The sequence below is a fragment of the Streptomyces sp. NPDC059455 genome (assembly GCF_042750115.1).
Lineage (GTDB): Bacteria > Actinomycetota > Actinomycetes > Streptomycetales > Streptomycetaceae > Streptomyces > Streptomyces endocoffeicus.
Genome location: NZ_JBHYVB010000010.1, coordinates 60,608 through 80,333 on the forward strand (window position 1 = coordinate 60,608; position 19,726 = coordinate 80,333).

Annotated in this window: 15 protein-coding genes and 1 pseudogene; 7 read left to right on the forward strand and 9 right to left on the reverse strand. The window is 69.9% G+C overall.

The features are described 5' to 3' along the window. Window positions 1–23: 23 nt before the first annotated feature. Window positions 24–1,016: a LacI family DNA-binding transcriptional regulator gene (locus tag ACFXB5_RS05385; RefSeq protein ID WP_385202644.1), complete on the reverse strand. Its 993-nt coding sequence runs from the start codon at window positions 1,014–1,016 to the stop codon at window positions 24–26. 37 nt (window positions 1,017–1,053) lie between these two features. Then, on the reverse strand, window positions 1,054–2,058 hold the full coding sequence (locus tag ACFXB5_RS05390) for a LacI family DNA-binding transcriptional regulator (protein WP_385202647.1): 1,005 nt from the start codon (window positions 2,056–2,058) through the stop codon (window positions 1,054–1,056). A 217-nt stretch (window positions 2,059–2,275) separates the two neighbouring features. Between ACFXB5_RS05390 and ACFXB5_RS05395 the strand changes: the two genes are divergently transcribed. Beyond that, window positions 2,276–2,632: a hypothetical protein gene (locus ACFXB5_RS05395; protein ID WP_385202649.1), complete on the forward strand. Its 357-nt coding sequence runs from the start codon at window positions 2,276–2,278 to the stop codon at window positions 2,630–2,632. A 58-nt stretch (window positions 2,633–2,690) separates the two neighbouring features. Here ACFXB5_RS05395 and ACFXB5_RS05400 read toward each other — a convergent pair whose 3' ends face one another. The 4 genes from ACFXB5_RS05400 to ACFXB5_RS05415 form a co-directional block, all read right to left on the reverse strand. Continuing rightward, window positions 2,691–3,224 (reverse strand): EF-hand domain-containing protein, encoded by a 534-nt coding sequence (locus ACFXB5_RS05400; RefSeq protein WP_385202652.1) that lies wholly within the window; start codon window positions 3,222–3,224, stop codon window positions 2,691–2,693. A gap of 158 nt (window positions 3,225–3,382) precedes the next feature. Continuing rightward, the gene (locus ACFXB5_RS05405; RefSeq protein ID WP_385202654.1) at window positions 3,383–3,595 is read right to left on the reverse strand and encodes a hypothetical protein; all 213 of its coding nucleotides are present in this window, start codon (window positions 3,593–3,595) and stop codon (window positions 3,383–3,385) included. A 79-nt stretch (window positions 3,596–3,674) separates the two neighbouring features. Continuing rightward, window positions 3,675–5,603 carry a HEAT repeat domain-containing protein gene (locus ACFXB5_RS05410; protein ID WP_385202657.1) on the reverse strand — a complete coding sequence of 643 codons (1,929 nt, stop codon included), beginning with the start codon at window positions 5,601–5,603 and terminating at the stop codon, window positions 3,675–3,677. Beyond that, window positions 5,603–6,286 (reverse strand): DUF7019 family protein, encoded by a 684-nt coding sequence (locus ACFXB5_RS05415; protein ID WP_385202660.1) that lies wholly within the window; start codon window positions 6,284–6,286, stop codon window positions 5,603–5,605. Before ACFXB5_RS05415 ends, ACFXB5_RS05410 begins: the two co-directional genes overlap by 1 nt. 145 nt (window positions 6,287–6,431) lie before the next feature. Here ACFXB5_RS05415 and ACFXB5_RS05420 point away from each other — a divergent pair, with 145 nt between their 5' ends. Further along, window positions 6,432–7,484, forward strand: coding sequence for a hypothetical protein (locus tag ACFXB5_RS05420; protein WP_385202662.1), 1,053 nt, complete (start codon window positions 6,432–6,434; stop codon window positions 7,482–7,484). Between the two features lie 81 nt (window positions 7,485–7,565). On the opposite strand, the gene ACFXB5_RS05425 is transcribed toward ACFXB5_RS05420, so the two are convergent. Next, window positions 7,566–8,174, reverse strand: coding sequence for a hypothetical protein (locus ACFXB5_RS05425; RefSeq protein WP_385202665.1), 609 nt, complete (start codon window positions 8,172–8,174; stop codon window positions 7,566–7,568). A gap of 153 nt (window positions 8,175–8,327) precedes the next feature. Here ACFXB5_RS05425 and ACFXB5_RS05430 point away from each other — a divergent pair, with 153 nt between their 5' ends. The 3 genes from ACFXB5_RS05430 (at window position 8,328) to ACFXB5_RS05440 (ending at window position 10,922) form a co-directional block, all read left to right on the forward strand. Next, entirely contained in the window at window positions 8,328–9,032 is a 705-nt protein-coding gene (locus ACFXB5_RS05430) for a VanZ family protein (RefSeq protein ID WP_385202668.1), read from the forward strand. A gap of 68 nt (window positions 9,033–9,100) precedes the next feature. After that, on the forward strand, window positions 9,101–9,796 hold the full coding sequence (locus tag ACFXB5_RS05435; RefSeq protein ID WP_385202671.1) for a response regulator transcription factor: 696 nt from the start codon (window positions 9,101–9,103) through the stop codon (window positions 9,794–9,796). Beyond that, on the forward strand, window positions 9,789–10,922 hold the full coding sequence (locus ACFXB5_RS05440) for a sensor histidine kinase (protein WP_385202674.1): 1,134 nt from the start codon (window positions 9,789–9,791) through the stop codon (window positions 10,920–10,922). The genes ACFXB5_RS05435 and ACFXB5_RS05440 overlap by 8 nt, the downstream gene beginning before the upstream one ends. 27 nt (window positions 10,923–10,949) lie before the next feature. On the opposite strand, the pseudogene ACFXB5_RS05445 reads toward ACFXB5_RS05440, so the two are convergent. Further along, window positions 10,950–13,337: pseudogene (locus ACFXB5_RS05445) on the reverse strand (SpoIIE family protein phosphatase); the annotation flags it as partial. Window positions 13,338–13,748: 411 nt separating this feature from the next. Between ACFXB5_RS05445 and icmF the strand changes: the two are divergent. Together icmF and ACFXB5_RS05455 are read left to right on the forward strand one after the other, a co-directional pair. After that, window positions 13,749–16,979: a fused isobutyryl-CoA mutase/GTPase IcmF gene (gene icmF / locus ACFXB5_RS05450; protein ID WP_385202677.1), complete on the forward strand. Its 3,231-nt coding sequence runs from the start codon at window positions 13,749–13,751 to the stop codon at window positions 16,977–16,979. 41 nt (window positions 16,980–17,020) lie between these two features. After that, window positions 17,021–17,881 (forward strand): 3-hydroxybutyryl-CoA dehydrogenase, encoded by an 861-nt coding sequence (locus tag ACFXB5_RS05455; protein ID WP_385202680.1) that lies wholly within the window; start codon window positions 17,021–17,023, stop codon window positions 17,879–17,881. A 77-nt stretch (window positions 17,882–17,958) separates the two neighbouring features. Here the strand turns inward: ACFXB5_RS05455 and ACFXB5_RS05460 are convergent, their stop codons facing one another. Beyond that, window positions 17,959–19,596: a cation:dicarboxylate symporter family transporter gene (locus ACFXB5_RS05460; protein ID WP_385202683.1), complete on the reverse strand. Its 1,638-nt coding sequence runs from the start codon at window positions 19,594–19,596 to the stop codon at window positions 17,959–17,961. Window positions 19,597–19,726 lie beyond the last annotated feature (130 nt).

Below are 19,726 nucleotides of genomic sequence, written 5' to 3' on the forward strand. Positions count from 1 at the left end.
CGTTCGCCGTCAATGACCGGGCGTTAGGAAAATGTTGACTCGCGTTCGGTTATGGTGAGCGGCACCTCGATGTGGCTCCGCGGGCGTGCGCCCTCCCGGACCCGCGCCGTGAGCAGGTCGAGCGCGCGCCGGGCCATCGTGCGGACATCCGCCCGGACGGTCGTCAGGCTGGGCGAGGAGTACTCCGCGTCCTCGTCATTGCCGAACGCGACGACCTGGACCTGCCCCGGTACGTCCCGGCCCGCCCTGCGCAGCGCGTGCAACGCGCCGTGCGCGAGCGGCTCTTCGAGCGCGAGCACCGCGTCGAACGGCGTTTCGCCGCCCAGGAGTTGAGCGGTCGCCATATGCCCGTCGCCCCGGGAGGGCTGTGACGTCTCCACGACGAGAGACGGGTCGGACTTCCGCCCCGCCGCCGTCAGCGCGCGCCGGTATCCGTCGGTGCGCAGGGCGGCCGCACTGTCGCCGCCCGCCTTCCGCTCACCGCCCAGCAGCACGACGCGCGAGGCGCCACGGTCGAGCAGCAGTCGCACCGCGGCCTCGGCCGCGAGGGTGTCCCGCGACGTGACGCTGTCGAAGGGGCCGTCCACCCGGCGCGATCCGAGCAGCACCGCGGGGCCGGGGGACGGCAGATCCTTCAAGTCCCGCGCGGTGACCGCGGTCGGCATCAGCAGCACACCGTCCGAGAGGCCCCCGCGATTGCGCAGCACCTCCAGCTCCCGCTCGCGGTCGCCCCCGGTGGGCTCCATCACGACGCTGATGCCCTCCGCCTCCGCGAGATCGAAGACCGCGGCGGCGAGGGGCGCGCAGTAGCCGTACCCGAGGCCCGGCAGGGCGAGCGTCACGGTGTCCGTCGCCCTCGAATTGAGGCCGCGGGCCAGGGGGTTGGGCCGGTAGCCGAGCTCCTCGACCGCGGCGCGCACGGCTCGGACGGTCGCCTCGTTCACCTGCCCGGTGGCATTGACGACGTTGGACACGGTCTTGACGGACACACCGACGACGGCCGCCACGTCGCGCATGCGCACCACCGTCGGCCGGCCACGGGACGACTCCGGCTCATTCGCTGGCAACGGCGCTCGACTCCCGTTCGACAAGGCGGAACCCGACCGTGTGGTGTCTCGGTTCGGGGAGCACCGCGCCGGTCGTCCGCGCCTGTGCGCGTTCCGCCAGGAGCGAGACGGCGCGGTGCGCCATCTCCGCCCGCCCCGGGTCGACGGTGGTGAGGGTGGGAGCGCAGTACGCGGCCTGCGCGACATCGCCGAACCCGACCACGGCGACGTCCCCCGGCACGGTGCGCCCCGCGTCCCACAGGCCGCGGAGCGCGCCCAGGGCGAGCGCGTCGCCGAGCGCGAACACGGCGTCCGTCTCCGGTGCCCGCTCGATCAGCGTCCGCACCGCTTCGGCGCCCGCCGCGAACGTGACGGTCTCCGTGCTCACCACCCGTCGGCGGCTCACCGGCAGCCCGGCGTCGCGCAGCCCGGTGACGTACCCGAGATAGCGCTCGTCGCTCTCCGCGGGCAGCACCTCGCCCGGGGCCAGGGCGGCGATGCGGCGCCGCCCGCCCGCGACGAGATGGGCCACGACCGTGCGCGCCGCCTCGAACCGGTCCGTGTCGAAGGAGTCGACGCGGCCCGCGGTGAACGACGCCGTGGCCACGATCAGCGGCTTCGTCACCGGCAACGCCCGCATGTCCTCCTGGCCGAGCGCCACGGGAACGAGCAGGATTCCGTCCACGTGCCGCAGATACGGGTCGTCGCAGACACCGCGCTCGCGCCGCACGTCGCCGTGCGTCTGCGTGATGCGCACGGACATCCCGTACTCCTGGGCCTCGCGCAGCACGGAGTCGGCGAACTCGCGGAAGTACGGGACCGTGACACTCGGCAGGGCGAGCCCCAGCACATGGGAGCGTCCCGAACGCAGCCGCCGCGCGGCCAGGTTGGGGCGGTACCCGAGTTCGTCGATCGCGTCCTGCACCCGCTGCCGGGTCTCCTCACGGACGTTCCCGCGGCCGCGGGCCACGTTCGACACCGTGCTCAACGAGACCCTGGCGAGGGCGGCCACGTCACGCAAGGTCGCGGAACCGCGCGTCGCGGAGTCCGCACCCGCCTCAGACGGCCGTCCGCGCACAGCTCACCAAGCCCCTTCCACCACGACGGAAGTCTAGCCCGCGGGCGGACCGGAACCCGAGTTTCGACAGCGCCGATCCATGGTTTAGGGTGCAACGCCGCGCCCTGGCGCGTATCTTTCCGGCCTACCATTACGGGGATCTCTTATGCGTTTGGCAACCACACTCCTCCTGATCGGCGCCCTGTTCGCAGTGGCGCCCGCCACGGCCCAGGCGGCGCCGGCGCGTGACTCCGTCTCGTCCGTCGCGCTGTCGTCGAAGCGAGGCGGTGGCAGCAGCGGCGGCGGTGGTGGCGTCAGCAAGGGCGGCGGTGGTGTGAGCAAGAGCGGCGGCTATAAGAAGTCGAGGGGCAGCGGCTACTCCTCGAGCGGCAACGACGGCGGTTCGTCCACCGGCAAGAAGAAGATGCCCCTGTGGCAGGCGATCCTGTTGCTGCTGGTCCTGGGATGCCTCATTGTCTGGGGCGTCGTCAAGCTCGTGCGCAAGTTCCGGAAAGTGGTCAGCGACTGACGGCAATTCGGCGGGGCCGGTCTTCTCCTCGCACGAACCCTGCCGTCGGTTCCCGTGGTCAGATCGCCGGGCCCGGGACCAGGAGGTCGCCCGGGATGCCCGCCTTGTCCGGGGCGTAGTAGTCCTTGATCCCGGCGACCCAGATGGCCACCTGGATCCGGTCCAGGTCTGAGGGGCCGAAGGCGTCGAAGGTCGCGTCGATGTTCGCGCGCTCGAAGCCGATCGCCCTCATCAACGCGACGAACGCGGGTCGTTCGATGAGTCCATCGCCGTCCGGGTCGCCGAGCGCGGCGAGCGCCTCGGCGAACACGCCGATCGTCGAGTCGAAGCGCTCGGGCGAGAGCACGCAGGCTACGTACTCTTCGTAACTGATCTTGCCGTCGTCGTTGGCGTCCAGTTCCGTGGCCAGGGTCGTCCAGTACTGGCGGAACGCCGCGCGCATCGCGTCCTTCGCCGCCTCGTCCGCGTCGGGCGCGGCCTCGATGACGTTGTTCGCCATGAGGTCGAAGTCATCCGCTTCGAGGACGCCGTTGCCGTTGACGTCGAAGAGGGAGAAGACGTGTGCGACCCGCTTGGTGGCCTCAGTGCGCATGAATGCTGTCACCCTTCTTCGATCCGTGGGCTGTTCAGGACGGTTGGGCGGAAGACAGGAACAACCGCCGTGTTCGGGCGCGACCGGAAGTTCGTGTCCGGCCGCCTTGCTCACTATTTGGCCGACGGCTTGCTCATACGGTGGGTATTCCTCTCTATTCACTCGAAAGATGGAATCGCCTGAAACCTGTGTGTGCCGGACAACTGGTGGCGGCTGAGGGCAAGCCCCAGAAGCATCACCGTGTACGCGAACAGCACGGCGGGCAGCGGCGGGAAGGAGGTCACAACGTACGGGACCGCGATCGCCAGGACGGCGACGAGGATCGCGAGCCAGGCGCGCCGAAGCAGGGCGCCGAGCGCGAGTGCGAGCACGGCTGTGAGGCCGGACAGGTGGCGGATTCGCCGGGCTACCCCCCCGGAACCGGGAGTCCTCCCAGCGCGGTGCACCCACTCAGAAGATCTGCGAACCACGTCGGGTTTCGCCGGTTTCCCCCGGACGGGCCGCGAGGGCGGTGAGCGCCTCACGCACCTCCTCACGGTGGGTCCTGGTGTCCTCGTAATAGGTCACGACGGCGTCGGTGGCTTGCTGACCACCGATGCGCGTGAGGGCGCGGAGGGCGATGGGGTGACACCAATAACTTTTGTCGTCAGCCAGAAGGAGGGCGAGGTGGGGCACGCATTCCGGCAGTCGGAGGTCAGCGAGGGCTTCAGCCGCGGTCACGGAGATGTGCCGGGGAATGTCCGAGGCGGACAATCGTGCCAGGGCCGGGATCAAGCGGCGATCCGGGCGAGAGGCGATGGCTTGGGCCAAGGGATGCAACAGGCCGCTGTGCGGCCGCGCCGACAGGTGATGTGCCAGCGCGTTGAGCGTCGGTACGGCAACGGCACCCATCCTGCCCAGGGCACGGAGCGCGGCCTGCGCGGCCTCGTCGCGGCCGTCCGCCATGGCCAGTTCCTCCAGCCGGTCCGCCACTTCGCGGGTGGAGTAGGCGCCGAGTGCCTCCGCCGCCCGCACGCGCACCGCTTCCGAGGTGTCGTCATGCAGCGCCGCGAGCAGGACGGGCTGGGACTCCGGCGCGGTGATGAGACCCAGAGCGCGTACGGCGCGGGCCCTGAGGCGGGCCGGTTCGGCATCATCCCGTGCGAGCGCGGTGAGATGGTCAGCGGCAGGGCGATGGCGCAGGGCGCCGAGCGCGTCGATGGCGGCGCAGCGCAGAACAAGCGGGGTCGTGTGGGCCAGGGACGGAAGGAGCAGGGGAGCGGCGGGCTCGTGCCCGATGAGGCCCAGAGCGATGGTGGCACCGAGGCGTTGAGGGCCGTTGGGGGGACCGGCGAGCAGCGTCGACAGCCGCTCGATCGGTGGCGAAGGGAGCTCGGCGATCACCTTCGCCACGGCCTCCGTGACGTGGCTGTCGGCCAGCGCCTCCAGCAGCACGGCCGCTGCCTCATCACCGCCAACAGCAACCAGCGCATGGGCGGCCGCTCTGCGCTCCGCGGGCAGGGTGGCACCAGCGACCAGTCTGGCCAGTGCTGCCGCATCCCCCGCACCGAAGAGGTGGGCGAAGTCGCGGATAACGGAACACACCGCGATACGGGCGGGTTCCTCCTCGTAGGGGCGGTGGGCGAGGAGGGCGAAATGAAGGTCGCGTCGGCCCTCATGGGTCCTGGCCAGCAGTGCGGCGGCCATCCGGGCCATCCCGACGTCCGGATCACGCAGCGCTTTCCGGAGCAGCATCGTGGTCATGTTCGGCGGGGTCGGCCACGCGCTGTCGTCGGGCAGCATCGTGAGTGCCTCGAGCGCCGCCCGGCGCAAAGAAGGTGGCGAGCCGTCGGAGTGGACGAGGTACAGCAGTGCCGGCACCGTACGAGGGTCGCGCAGTTCCCCCAGGACGCCCACCGCCTCCTTGCCGCGCACCGGCAGCAGCCCCCACAGGGCGACCAGGAGGGCCGGGACGGTCACGGGGTCGCGGAGGTTCGCCAGAGCCTGGAGCACCACACCGCGCGGACCGCTCTTCCCCAACTCGTCAAGCAGGACGTGTACGGCCTCGGGACCGCCGATGGAGCCGAGCGCTCGCAGCACGGTCTCCTCCTGACCCGGGTTCTCCAGCTCGCCACTCCTCAGCAGCCCGATGAGCGCCGGGACCGCGCGCCGCTCACGCAGCCGTCCCAGGGCGTCGACGGCGGCCAGCCACAGCCACTGCCGGTCGAAGGCCTTCCTCTGCACGCAGCGCAGCAGCACGTCGGACGCCCGCGGGTCTCCCAGGTCGGCGAGCATCTGGATCGCCTGCCGGGCCAGGACGCGGTCGCCGGACCGCACCATCCGGCACAGGCCATCGATATCGCCGCCAAGCCGCATGCGGGCCACTTCGCCGCCGCCCATCAGCGCCCCTGGCCTTCGTCGCCCTCGGCCATCGCGACGTACAGCGGCGTACCGACGACGATGTCCAACTCCTCGCCGCCCGGGTCGGTGACGGTGCCGCGCAGCAGACGGCGTGCCAGGAACTCGCAGTACATGGCCGGGCCCCTCAGCGACGCCGAAAACTCCAGGACTTGTTCCAGGGCCTCCCGTTCATTGGCCGGATGTCCCCGTCCACTGATCGCGGTGGGTTCGTCGCGCGGCCATTCCTCCGGGGCCTCGCGCAGCAGCCGGAACAGCGACGGCAGCATGGAATGGGCCACCGCGATACCCTCGGCCGGTGCTTTCTGCCCCACGAGGTGGTGCGCGGATCCGATCAGCGCGATGACCGTGCGGCCCTCCTGGCCGGTCATGAACACCGGGCCCGCCGACTGGCCGTATCCGGCGATCCGCAGCCCGAGATCGCCCCGAAACCAGGAGCTCGGCTCCGCCATCCACCCGATGTCGTACTCCCGGTCGAGGTATTCCTCGATGACATCCAGCTGACCGTAGGTGCCCGCCGCAGGGCCCGCCGGCTTTTGCAGGGCGAGACTCAGCACCTTCAGATCCACCTTCGCCTCGGCAGCCAGCCGCCCGAGGAGCTTCTGTGGGATCTGTTGGAACAGCATCTCCAGCTTCGACTGGGACACATAGAGGTAGTACCGCACGCCGATGACCCCCCGGTGACATTGGACGCCACAGGTTACGCCGAAAGCCCGCGCACCTGCCCGTCGACGCCGCGTGGCGATGGATAAGCCGTTGGCCGTCGAACGCCCGGCCGAGATAATCCGCATGTCAGAGGCGGGAGGGTGGATGACGGTATTCGTGTGTGCGGGATGCGACGCTGTTCTCAGCAGCGGGCTCACACGGGTCGCGCTGCCCGTCCACGCCCATCAGAAGTGGGGCAACGGACTGCTCCCGGTCCTCATGGAGCCGGGGACGTATGCCGTGGACCCGGAGCCCTCCGGCCCGCCGTGGCGCCCGTGGAGTGAGGTCGGGGAGCACGAAGCGGCGGCTCGCGGGGTGTTCGCGCCAGCGCGCGCGCTCTCCTTCGGCCCCCCGGGAGCGATCGTCATCGCACCGGGTGATGCGCGCGGCACCGTGCTGATCCCCGATCGATGCGGCGGCTACTGCTGCGGGCTGGACGGGCGCGACGGCCCTAACCTCGCCTGCGCGCAATGCCGTTTGCCGGTGGCCGCCCGTATGGACGACTGTTCGCTGTGGCAGTCGGTGTGGTTCGCCCCGAACGCCGTACGCGCCCTGCCGGACAACCAGCCCACCGGCCGGACCACCGGTTGGGAATGGCGGAAATGGCAGGCCCTACCGCCGGTCGCCCCGGATGGCAGCTGGGACCCACGATGGGCTGCGGCCGTGGGGGCCGCACTGGCACACCTGCTGGCAGCCTCGGAAGGCAAACCCGTGGCTCTGCCCAACGGCCCGATCACGGATACGTTCGGCCACGCACTCGATGCGCTGCTCCCCGCTGGGACGTCGGCCAAGACCGTGGCGTTGGCGGGGCCGGGCCTCCCGGCCCGGGAATCCACGCGCAGCATTTTGCTGGTGCCGCGGCACCCACGGACGGGGGAGCGATGGCTCGCCTCCACTACCGCCAAGACCGTGCCCATGCCCGCTGACGCATGGAAACGACTAGCCTCTCCTGGCGAACCGCTCCTGCTCCCCGTGACAGGTGGACTGCCTGATGGTGTCCAACGCGACGATCCGCTGCCGCGGTATCCGTGGCAGCCGCTTCGGCCCGACTGGGGCGTATTCCTCCACACGCTGGCACGGATCCCCGCGGTCCGGGAACCGTGGCTGCGCAGGATCTACGACCGGGTGAAAGACCGCCCGTACGCTCGCCCCTTCTAGCGGGAGCCGAGGATCCGACGCTTTCCCGCGACAGTCTGAGCCCGCCCAGGGAGCCTCGCCGAACGTGCCCCGCAGGGTCTCTCAGTGGCCGTAGGGCGGCTCGAAACAGCCGGTCTCCATGAATGGCCCGTTGGTCTTGACCTCGAAGTTGGTCTTCTGCACGAACGCCGTGACGCAGGCATCGTCATGGACGCGAAGGCCTATCAGGGCTCCTTCGGGCGTGACGTTGTGGTCGACCTCGTAGCGCGGAAACATCTCCCGTACGGTGAGCGTCCCGCCGAGACGCTCACCCTTCGGCCCGGTCCGTTCCTCTTCGTACCCAAGCTCAAGCAGCGCCGCGCGTACGCTCTTTGGGTCCCACTTCTTCTGCCCCCAGAGTCGCTTGAGCACGGGCTCGATGCGGTCGGCTTCCTTCCGCGCGTCCCTGGCACTGGCGGCGGACATCTCGCCGGAGCGACGGTAGGCATTGTTGTCGCCGTGGTGCGGGGCACCGTCGACGGTCCCGGGCTCCACGTAAGGAGAAGCGCCGGGGGAACTGGGGCTGGAACTCGGGGATGTGGCCGAGGAACCGGCCGCCACGTCCGTGCCGCGCTGCTCCCCGCAGGCGGTCAGCGACACGACAGCACCCAGGAAGAGGGTGGTCGCGACGAAGTGTCTGCACGCCTCTGGCGTTAAGGTCCGCATGCGCATGACTCTGCCATGGAGTGGACGGCCGCGCTGGGATCCGGAGGTTCACCAGGGCGGATGTGCGGGCGTGACGGCGAACTCGTACTGGAGGCTGTATCGCGGGCGTATCGAAAATCGCATACGCCACCGCAACGGCTCTCCGTCTCCCATAGGGGCATGAACCACAACGCATCCCTGTCGGCACCACCCCGCCGCATACGCTCGATCGTGCTCCTCGGCCTGGCGGTCCTCGGCCTGGCGAGCGCCGTGTTCGTCGTGCGGCGGCCGCTCATGATGTCCGCTCCGATGTGCGTGGCCGGGCGGTGGCACGGCTGCTTCGACACGTTCAACGGTGTGGTGCTCATGACGTTGGTCGCGCTGCCGCCCGCCGCGCTGGTGGTGTGGGCTCTGGCGCGCCGTCGCCGTGCCGCCGGTGTCGCATCGGCGTGGCGGATGTCGCTGGCCGAGGTGGGCATGGTCCACGGGACGGTGCCGTTCCTGTGGATGACCATGATGCCGGGTGCCGGGGTCGGCACCGTCCCGCCGCGGGTGAGCCTGGTACCGCTGCGGGACCTGGTCACGATGGGGCCGCTCGGGATCGTCGGCAACCTGCTGGTCTTCGCGGCGCTGGGGTTCTTCGCCCCGATGCGGTTCGCGGCTCTGGCGTCCCTGCCGCGGATCCTGGCGCTCGGGGCGGGCTGCTCGGTCCTGGTCGAAACCGCACAGTACGTCCTGCGGCTGGACCGGGTGTCCTCCGTGGACGACGTACTGGTCAACGCCGCCGGCGCCGTGCTGGCCGCGCTGGCGTCGCGCCCCTGGTGGCGCACTACGGCCGAAGCGCCGTCCGACCAGCCTCGTCCCGCGCCCGCACCGGCAGGCTGAGTCGCGTGTCCGGTGGGCGCACGTCTGCGCATACGCCGGCGATATGTTGTGCCGCTTAGGCTTCGGACATGCGCGTGCTGATCGTGGAGGACGAGCCCTACCTGGCCGAAGCCGTCCGTGACGGTCTGCGGCTGGAGGCGATCGCCGCCGACATCGCCGGCGACGGCGACTCCGCCCTGGAACTGCTCAGTATCCACACCTACGACCTCGCGGTCCTCGACCGAGACATCCCCGGCCCCTCCGGCGACGAGATCGCCCGGCGCATCGTCGCTTCCGGCAGCGGCATCCCGATCCTCATGCTCACCGCCGCCGACCGGATCGACGACAAGGCTTCCGGGTTCGAGCTCGGCGCCGACGACTACCTCACCAAACCGTTCGAGCTGCGGGAGCTCGTCCTGCGGCTGCGGGCGCTCGACCGCAGACGCGCGCACGCCCGGCCCCCGGTCCGCCAGATCGCGGGCCTGCGGCTGGACCCCTTCCGCCGGGAGGTCTTCCGCGACGGACGCTACGTCGCGCTCACCCGCAAGCAGTTCGCCGTGCTCGAAGTCCTCGTCGCCGCCGAAGGCGGTGTCGTCAGCGCCGAAGAGCTACTGGAGCGGGCCTGGGACAACAACGCCGACCCCTTCACCAACGCCGTCCGTATCACCGTCTCCGCCCTGCGCAAACGACTCGGCGAACCATGGCTCATCGCCACGGTGCCCGGCGTCGGCTACCGGATCGACACCGGCATGGACGCCACCCACCCCGGCGGCACTCATGAATAGACGCCCTGGGCTCAGTGCCCGGCTGAAACTCACTCTCAGCTACGCCGGATTCCTCCTCCTCGCCGGCGCTCTCCTGCTGGCCGTGATGTGGGTATTCGTGCTGCGCTGGCTACCGGACGGCCAAGACCCCAGATCCCTCCAGAAGACGTTCGGCCCCGTGATCATCACCGGGCCCAACCGCTCCGACCTCCTGCACGGCTTCGCCCCCGCCGCGGCCGCAGCACTGGCCTTCCTCCTCGTGTTCGGCCTCCTGGGAGGATGGCTCCTCGCCGGCCGGATGCTCGCACCACTCACACGGATCGCATACGCGGCACGGACGGCCTCGAACGGGTCGCTGTCCCACCGGATCCGCATGAAGGGCCGCCAGGACGAATTCCGCGAACTCGCCGACGTGTTCGACACCATGCTCGAACGACTCGAGTCCCAGGTCGCCGAGCAGCAGAGGTTCGCCGTGAACGCCTCCCACGAACTGCGCACCCCGCTGGCGATCACCCAGACACTCCTCGACGCCGCCCGCAATGACCCCACGCGGGACCAGGGCGAACTCATCGAACGCCTCCACACGGTCAACACGCGGGCGATCAACCTCACCGAGGCCCTCCTGCTGCTCAGCCGCGCCGACCGCAGGAGCTTCACCCGCGAGCCCGTCGACCTCTCCCTCATAGCCGAAGAAGCCGCCGAAACGCTGCTTCCCCTCGCCGAAAAGCGCCAGATCACGCTCGATGTCACCGGCGAGTCAACACGGACCGTCGGCTCCGCGGCGCTCATCCTGCGGATGGTGATGAACCTCGTCCAGAACGCCATCGTCCACAACCTCCCCGCGGGCGGCACCGTAACGGTCCACACCGAACCGCGGCACGACGCGAGCGTGCTGCGGGTCGAGAACACCGGCCATCCGCTCCCATCGGAACTCGTACCGATCCTCACCGAACCCTTCCAACGCGCAACGGAACGCATACGCAGCGACGAGCATCCCGGCGTCGGCCTAGGGCTGGCCATCGTGCACAGCGTCGTCCGGGCACACGACGGCACCCTCGACCTCACCCCCCGCCCCACCGGCGGCCTCCTCGTCACGATCCGGCTTCCCGGCACGCCACAGGCATCGTCCCCGAGCGGGGTCCACTAGATCGTTGGCTGGACCGTCCGGCCGCAGGTGGAGCAGGAGGAGGGCGATGTCGTCGCTGCGGGGATCGGTGTGTGGGTCGTGGCGGATGAGCGTGTCGGCAAGGGTGGTCATGGGCTGGTCCGGGGCTTGTGCGAGTTCGTCGGCGAGGCTGGTGGTCGCGTCGTCGAGGTCGACGCCGGGGCTTTCGACGAGGCCGTCGGTGTAGAGGGCCAGCACGGCGCCGGGCGGCAGGGGGATCTCGGTGGCCGGATAGTCGGTGTCGGGGTCGATGCCCAGCAGGAGGCCGGGTGGCAGGTGGAGGATCTCGGTGTGGCCGTCGGGGTGGCGCAGGAGTGGGGGCGGGTGGCCGGCGGTGGCCAGGTGGGCAAGGTGGTGCGCCAGGTCGATGTGGATGTAGAGACAGCTGGTGAACAGGCCGGGGTCAAGGTCGGTGAGCAGGCGGTTGGTGCGGGCCAGGACTTCGCCGGGGGGTGCGCCGGCGCTGGCGTGGACGGCGGTGCGGACCTGTCCCATGAGGACGGCGGCGTTCACGTTGTGGCCTTGGACGTCGCCGATGGCCGCGGCGACGGTGGTGGCGTCGCAGCGGATGAGGTCGTAGAAGTCGCCGCCGATGTCCATGCCGCGAGCCGTGGGCAGATAGCGGGCCGCTACCTCCAGGCCGGGCACGGTGGGGAGGGTGGCGGGGAGCAGGCCGCTCTGCAGACTGTGGGCGAGCTGGTGTTCGGCGTCGTAGAGGCGGGCGCGATCGAGGGCCTGGGCGATCAGTCCGGCGAGAGAGGTCAGGACGGCGCGTTCGTCGGGGGTGAATTCCTGGGGCTGGTCGTAGGAGACCACGCAGCAGCCGACCGGGCGGCTGGAGGCCAGCAGCGGCAGGAAGGCCCAGGCCGCCCTCTTGGTCAGCCGTGGGATGTCGGGGGCGAGCTGTTCCATCTCGTGGGGGGAGGCGAAGAAGAGGGGTGCTCCCGTGGTCACAGCGCGCACGGTGGGGGCTGTCTCGTCCCGGAAGGGAGGGATGTCGAGGCGGTCGATGACCTTGGCCGGGTAGCCGCGGTGGCCGACGACACGCAACCGGTCGCCCTCGGCGACGGACAGGACGAACCCCTGGGCGCCGAAGGCCGGCAGGACCAGATCGGCGGTCAGCTCGACTACGTCCCGCACGCTGACGGCCTTGGTGAGCGCGCCGGCCAGGTGCATCAGGTCGTACAGCGTGCCGGCCCGCGTCGGTGTGGCGACGTTCGACGCGCGCTCCGGCTCCGGGTGGTCCATGGGGGTGGTGTGGTCGGTGGGGGAGACGCGCACGCTGACGCCGGAGGCGTCCGGACAGAGCTGGAAGAACAGCCACCGGTCCGGCGGGCGCAGGGCGGTGAAGGACGTGGGCCGGCGGCCGAGGACCGCGGCCCGGTAGCGGTCTTCGAAGACCGGGTCGTCCAGCCATGGCAGCGCCTCCCACAGCAGGGCACCCAGCAGATCCGGGACGCTGCCACCGACCAGGTCGGCGGCGGTGGCGCTGATGAAGGTGATCCGGCCCTCCGCGTCCAGCACGCAACAGCCCTCCGTAAGGCAGCCCTCCGTAGGGCGGTCGGCGAAGTCCACCGCGGCCCGCGCGGCGGTCCGGGCACGCGGTGGGGCCGCCACACGCGGCTCCTCGGGTGATATCGGGTGACCGTCCGCGGCGGCATGCCGCAGGAGCGCGCCCGCACGGTCGCAGGTGGAGCAGATCACGGCGCGCTCATGCGCGCTCAGGTGCGATGGGCGCGGTTCGGGCCACAGCAGCACCAGTCCGCCCCAAGCAGTGGTACCGGAGGTGAGCGGTGCGGCGGCCAGCGCTACGGGGTAGGGCCATACCAGCGCTGCCCTCGGGTAGCGGCGCGCGAGCTCTGTCTGGCTGGCGAGCCACACCAGGCGCCGCTCACGGACCGCGTCCGCCACGGGACCCGAGGCCGGAAGCAGCAACCGTTCCCAGAGTGCGGCGATCTTCGGCGGCACCCCGGTCGTCATGGCCAGCCGCAGCACCTGCCCGCCCGGCGCCAGCAGGTACACCAGACCCGCGGACGCGCCCGTTTCCCGCACCGCCTCGCACAGGAGCGCATCCAGCAGCTCCGTACCGGAGCCCACAGCAGGCGTGGCGCCGTCCCGCGGCCCCCGCCCTTCTCCCGGGAGGTCGCGCACACGCCCGAATCGGCGCCTGGCCGCCTCGCCGCTGGTCCCCAAGGCGGCGCCGATCCGCGCCCAGCTGGCTCCAGCCTGCCGATCGGCAAGCACCGCATACCGCACCAACCGCTCAGCCAGCCCGGGAACCTCCGCCACCGCGGCACAGTGACAGCCCACCGCGGCCTCCCGCGCCGGCGACAGTTCACCCGTCTGCCGCGCCACCGCCTGCACTCGGGCCAGCAGGTCCGCGCCCGCGAGCACCATCGTCTCCCGCGTCCGGGCCGCCGCCGGCCATCGGCGCCGCGCCCGCCAGGCCGCCTGTCGGTGAGCTGGGCTGCAATACCGCCGATTGTGGCCGGCCTGATCCGGTAGCAACGCATCACACCATTGACACCGAACATCACCCATATGCCCACATTACGCCCGTATGGGGTAACGGCGGCACGCCTTTCGGTGTCGGGGTTATCGCCGACCTGGTCCTCGCGGTGCGCATGCCGAGAGGAGAGAGGCGGCGTCCGGGGCGACGATGTGGTGCTGGTTCGCGGTGCCCTGGACGAGCGGGCGCCACTCGCACTGCCTCTGTGCTTCTCTTCACACCCTCCCCGCCTCCAGTAAGTTACTAGGACGTCCTACTATTTCTTCAGTCGGCGCCTCTGACCTTTCTGGAAGGCCCTCATGAACGATCTGCACCGCCCCGTGCACCCCGTCCGCCTGGTTACCGCTTCGGCGCTGTTCGACGGGCACGACGCGTCGATCAACATCATGCGACGGATCTTCCAGTCCCAGGGCGCGGAGGTGATCCACCTCGGTCACAACCGGTCGGTGCGGGAGGTCGTGGACGCCACGCTGGAGGAGGACGCGCACGGTGTCGCGGTCTCGTCCTACCAGGGCGGCCATGTCGAGTACTTCGAGTACCTCGTGGAGTCGCTGCGCGAGCAGGGCGCGGAACACGTCCGTGTCGTGGGCGGTGGGGGCGGTGTGATCGTGCCCGAGGAGATCGACCGGCTGCGCGGCAGCGGAGTGACCATCTTCTCTCCCGAGGACGGGCAGCGGTTGGGCCTGGCCGGGATGGTCAACTCGGTGGTGAAGGACTGCGACTTCGGCCTCTGGGATCGTCAGCCGGCCGATGTCGCCGCCGTGCTGGCGGGCGACCGGTTCGCGATCGCCCGCGCCATCACCGGCGCCGAACTCGGCAAGCTGCCAACGGACTTCCTGGAGCAGTTGCGCGCCGTGGCCGGGGCGCGGGTCACCCCGGTGCTCGGCATCACCGGCACCGGCGGTTCGGGCAAGTCGTCGCTCACCGACGAGCTGGTGCGCCGCTTCCGCGTGGATCAGCAGGACAAACTGCGGATCGCGGTGATCGCCGTCGACCCGACCCGCCGCCGCGGGGGAGGGGCGCTGCTCGGCGACCGTATCCGCATGAACTCCCTCGACGGCAACCGGGTGTTCTTCCGGAGTCTGGCCACCCGCGGCGGCCGTGAGCTGCCCGAGCACCTGTCCGACGTGATCGATGTGATGAAGGCGGCCGGATTCGACCTGGTGGTCGTGGAGACGCCGGGCATCGGCCAGGGCGACGCGGCGATCGTGCCGTTCGTCGACACCTCGATGTACGTGATGACTCCCGAGTTCGGCGCCGCCTCGCAGCTGGAGAAGATCGACATGCTCGACTTCGCCGACGTCGTGGCGATCAACAAGTTCGAGCGGCGCGGCGCCAAGGACGCCCTCCGTGACGTGGCCCGTCAACTGATCCGCAACCGAGAGGCGTTCGCCATGCGGCCCGAGGACATGCCGGTGTACGGCTCCTCGGCGGCCACGTTCAACGACGACGGCGTCACCGCGCTCCACCAGCACCTGAAGACCGTCCTGGCCGAGAAGGGGCTGCCGCTGTCCGAGGGCAGCCTGGCGCCGGTCGACGTGCGTCACTCCTCCGGCATCCGGCAGGTGGTTCCCGCGGATAGGGTGCGCTACCTCGCCGAGATCAGCGAGACGGTCCGTGCGTACCACGCCGAGACCGGTCAACTGGCCGAAGCGGCAAGGCGCGTGCAGCGTCTGGAGGCGGTCACGGCCGAGCTCGTGGAGGCGGGCTCCGACGCCGGGAACGTGCGGTCGCTGCTCGAGGACGCCCGCAGGCAGCTCCCGTACGACATCACGCAGCAGATCGAGAACTGGCCCGCCGTCATCGCCTCCTACTCCGGCGATGAGCAGGTCGTGAAGATCCGGGACAAGGAGATCCGCACCAAGCTGACCCGCGAGTCCCTGTCGGGCAACAAGATCCCCCGGGTCGCCCTGCCCCGCTTCACCGACCACGGGGAACTGGTGCGGTTCTGGCGTGGAGAGAACCTGCCCGGCCACTTCCCGTTCACCGCCGGGGTGTTCCCCTTCAAGCGCGACAGCGAGGACCCGGCGCGGATGTTCGCCGGCGAGGGCGACCCGTTCCGCACCAACCGGCGCTTCAAGCTGCTCTCCGAGGGCCAGCCGGCCACCCGCCTGTCCACCGCCTTCGACTCCGTCACCCTCTACGGCCGCGACCCCGACGAACGCCCCGACAACTACGGCAAGGTCGGCACATCCGGCGTCTCGGTGGCCACGCTGGAGGACATGAAGACGCTCTACGACGGCTTTGACCTCGTCGCGCCCACCACCTCTGTCTCCATGACGATCAACGGACCCGCGCCGACCATCCTGGCCTTCTTCCTCAACACCGCCGTCGACCAGCAGATCGACCGGTTCCGGGAGACCGAGGGCCGCGAACCGTCGCCCGAGGAGACGGCCGAACTCCGTGCGCACGCCCTGGGAAGCGTGCGCGGCACGGTGCAGGCCGACATCCTCAAGGAGGACCAGGGGCAGAACACCTGCCTGTTCTCCACCGAATTCAGCCTGCGGATGATGGCCGACATCCAGGAGTGGTTCATCGCCCACAAGGTCCGCAACTTCTACTCGGTGTCCATCTCCGGCTATCACATCGCCGAGGCCGGCGCGAACCCCATCAGCCAGCTGGCCTTCACCCTGGCCAATGGCTTCACCTACGTCGAGGCGTACCTCGCCCGGGGCATGGACATCGACGACTTCTCCCCGAACCTGTCGTTCTTCTTCTCCAATGGCATGGACCCCGAGTACTCCGTCCTCGGCCGGGTCGCCCGCCGCATCTGGGCCGTGGCGATGAAGGAGAAGTACGGCGCGAACGAGCGCAGCCAGAAGCTGAAGTACCACGTCCAGACCTCCGGCCGCTCGCTGCACGCCCAGGAGATGGACTTCAACGACATCCGCACCACCCTGCAGGCGCTCATCGCGATCTACGACAACTGCAACAGCCTGCACACCAATGCCTACGATGAGGCGGTCACCACCCCCACCGAGGACTCGGTCCGCCGGGCTCTTGCCATCCAGCTGATCATCAACCGGGAGTGGGGTCTGGCGATGAACGAGAACCCTCTGCAGGGGTCGTTCATCATCGACGAGCTCACCGATCTGGTGGAGGACGCCGTACTCGCGGAGTTCGAGCGGATCAGCGAGCGCGGCGGCGTGCTCGGCGCCATGGAGACCGGCTACCAGCGCGGCCGTATCCAGGACGAGTCGATGCTGTATGAGCAGCGCAAGCACGACGGCACCCTGCCGATCATCGGCGTCAACACCTTCCGCGACCCGCACGCGGACACCGCCGAGCCCGACGCCATGGAGTTGGCGCGCGCCACCGAGCAGGAGAAGAAGTCCCAGCTCGCGCGCGTACGGGATTTCCAGGCCCGCCACCACGAGACGGCCCACGCCGCACTGGCCGCCCTCAAGGACGCGGCGGTGACCGACCGCAATGTCTTCGCCGTCCTCATGGACGCCGCCCGGGTCTGCTCGCTGCAGCAGATCACCGACGCCTTCTTCGAGGTCGGCGGCCAGTACCGCCGCAACGTCTGACCAGCCCAGGCACACCACCTGCTCACCGGATAGGACCTCAGATGGATCCCGTTACCCGTCTCGGCGTCGTCGGCTGCGGCCTCATGGGCTCCGGCATCGCCGAAGTCGCCGCCCGCCATGGCATCGATGTCCGTGTCGCCGAAGCCACCCCGGACGCCGTCGAGGCGGGCCGCCGTCGTCTGACCGCCTCCCTCGACGGAGGCGTACGGCGTGGCAAGCTCAGCGAGGAGCAGCGAGACCAGGCCCTCGCCCGGCTCTCCTTCACCCACGACCTCAGTGACCTGACCGACCGCCAGTTCGTCATCGAGGCCGTCGCCGAGAACCGCGACATCAAGACCGACGTCCTGCGCGCCCTGGACAAGGTCGTGGAAGACCCGGCGGCGATCCTCGCCACCAACACCTCCTCGATTCCCATCGTCGACCTCGCCGTCACCACGGAACGGCCCGCCCAGCTCATTGGCATGCACTTCTTCAACCCCGTGCCCGTGCAGCAGCTGGTCGAGGTCATCCCCGCGCTCACCACCAGCCAGGAGACCGTGCAGCGCACCCGCGACCTCGTCCAGCGGCTCGGCAAGCAGACCATCCAGGCACCCGACCGCTCCGGCTTCGTCGTCAACGCCCTCCTCGTGCCCTACCTGCTGAGCGCGGTGCGCATGGTGGAATCGGGCTCGGCACGGCCGGACGACATCGACCGGGGCATGGAACTCGGCTGCGCCCACCCCATGGGGCCGCTCCGCCTGCTCGACCTCATCGGACTCGACACCGCCCAGTCGGTGGCCGAGTCGATGTACGAGGAGTTCAAGGAACCCCTGTACGCACCGCCCGCCCTGCTGCGCCGCATGGTCGCGGCAGGTCACCTCGGCCGCAAGAGCGGTCGTGGCTTCTACACCTACGATGCCTGAAACAGGGCCGTCAGCCATCCAGCACCTGGCCCGGGCGCGCACCGTTTCTCCGCGGTGCGGTCGGCCAACGAGTTGGGTCAGCTCGCCGTAGTGGCCGCTGTCGAGGCGATCTCGTGGTCCGGCCTTGTCAGGTGGTTGAGTACGAGGTCGTGGAGGTCGCGGCTGCGAAGCACTCCCGCGTGGTAGCGGGCGGCGAGCGGGCCGGAGACGGGTCGGCTGGTGATCAGGGGGATGGGCTGCTCGTGGCGGCCGCCGTGGGAGCGGAGGGCGCCGTGGAGTCCCGAGAGATCGTGGTCCCGCTTTCGGCCGCCGAGTGCGACGTGTGCCGACGCCGTGACGGCGAGGTCGCCTATCCGGTCCTGTGGATGCTCGTACACGGTCGCGGCGGCGGCGCGGTTCCAGATCTCCTCGACGCCGGGAAGTCCGGTGAGCACATCCCGGGCGTGGGCGTGTTCGGTCTCCGGTAGGTAGATCCAGGCGAAGGAGCCCAGAGCGCCGTGATGGCGGACGTAAGGGTCGGTGATGGGGAGGACCACGTCGTGCACCTTCACACCTGCCTGCTCCAGGATGTCGGCCAGATAGTGGACAGCGGGTGTGCCGTCTTCGGTGTGCTTGGCGTTCATGCCGTGGTCGGCGGTGATGCCGACGACGAAGCCCTCGTCGAGGTATTCGCCGAGGAGGGTGTCGAACTCGATGAGGAATCGGTCCGCGAGCTCGTCGCCGGGCGCTGCGGCGTGCTGCACGCGGTCGGTGAGGGAGACGTAGAGCAGTCGCAGATCCGGGTGGACGCGGTGGACCGCGAGCCCGATCCGCATGGCGTAGTGGCTGGCGTTCCAGTCGTAGATGCCCGGGGGCTGGGTGCCGACGAGTCGCCGGAGGTCGGGGCTGCCGTACTCGGGCAGTCCGGTCTCGCTCGCCTTCTCGACGCTCACGCTGGGAACTCCACCGTGGCCGAGGAGTCGGCGCAGTTTCTCTTTGGCGGTGACCATCAAGGTCGGCACGCCGTGCTCCGCCAGGGCGGCGTGGATGCTGGGCGCGCGGAGGAACTTCGGATCGTTCAACAGCTCGAGCGCGCCGTTCTCCAGTCGGCAGTAGTTGCCGGGGACGCCGTGGAGAGCGGGCGGGACACCGGTGACGATCGACAGGTTGTTGGGGTTGGTCAGGCTGGGCATCTCGGAGGCGCCGAGGCGGTACTGGCCGCCGTCGGCGAGCATCGCGGCCAGGCGCGGCATGATCCCGCGGTGCAGGGCGTCGTCGAGGTAGTCCGGGACGAGCTGCGTGAAGTAGTCCGTCCATTTCAGCGCCTGCCCGGCATCGGTGTGCTGGGCAACTTCGCCGCTCACCTTCAGCGAGTGGGCGTCCACGCCCATGCCGTCACCCGGGCGCACCAGGTTGACCACGGCGAGACCGAGGATGAGCGCGATGGTGGTGACGACCTCGAAGTAGACGATCGACCTGAGGGCGACCTTCCCGACCTGGCGCAGGTTCGCGACGGCGGCGATGCCCCCGACGACCATGCAGAAGATGATCGGCCCGAGCAGCATCGTGAGCAGGCTGACGAAGGTGTCGCCAAGGACCTCCATCGATCTGCCGAACCCGGGAGCGAGCAGGCCGGTCGCGGCTCCGAGCACCATTCCCGCCAGAACCCACACATACAACTGGCGGTACCAGCGGCGGCGGATCGGAACCCGAGCCCGTGTTCCCGGATCGGCCATATCTACCTCATCTCCACGGGGACGCGACGGGATGGAAGGGGGTATCCGCGTCCAGATCCAGAGCCTGCGCCCGTCAACGCGACCGGCATCGAACGCCATCGGGTCGGCAAGTGAACGGCACTGGGCGGCG

Bases quoted from the DNA above. Each gene is read 5' to 3' on its own strand.
- ACFXB5_RS05385 (WP_385202644.1), bottom strand. From the start codon at position 1,016: ATGCGCGACGTGGCGGCCGTCGTCGGTGTGTCCGTCAAGACCGTGTCC.
- ACFXB5_RS05400 (WP_385202652.1), bottom strand. From the start codon at position 3,224: ATGCGCACTGAGGCCACCAAGCGGGTCGCACACGTCTTCTCCCTCTTC.
- ACFXB5_RS05410 (WP_385202657.1), bottom strand. From the start codon at position 5,603: ATGGGCGGCGGCGAAGTGGCCCGCATGCGGCTTGGCGGCGATATCGAT.
- ACFXB5_RS05420 (WP_385202662.1), top strand. From the start codon at position 6,432: ATGACGGTATTCGTGTGTGCGGGATGCGACGCTGTTCTCAGCAGCGGG.
- ACFXB5_RS05425 (WP_385202665.1), bottom strand. From the start codon at position 8,174: ATGCGCATGCGGACCTTAACGCCAGAGGCGTGCAGACACTTCGTCGCG.
- ACFXB5_RS05430 (WP_385202668.1), top strand. From the start codon at position 8,328: ATGAACCACAACGCATCCCTGTCGGCACCACCCCGCCGCATACGCTCG.
- ACFXB5_RS05435 (WP_385202671.1), top strand. From the start codon at position 9,101: ATGCGCGTGCTGATCGTGGAGGACGAGCCCTACCTGGCCGAAGCCGTC.
- ACFXB5_RS05440 (WP_385202674.1), top strand. From the start codon at position 9,789: ATGAATAGACGCCCTGGGCTCAGTGCCCGGCTGAAACTCACTCTCAGC.
- icmF (WP_385202677.1), top strand. From the start codon at position 13,749: ATGAACGATCTGCACCGCCCCGTGCACCCCGTCCGCCTGGTTACCGCT.
- ACFXB5_RS05455 (WP_385202680.1), top strand. From the start codon at position 17,021: ATGGATCCCGTTACCCGTCTCGGCGTCGTCGGCTGCGGCCTCATGGGC.
- ACFXB5_RS05460 (WP_385202683.1), bottom strand. From the start codon at position 19,596: ATGGCCGATCCGGGAACACGGGCTCGGGTTCCGATCCGCCGCCGCTGG.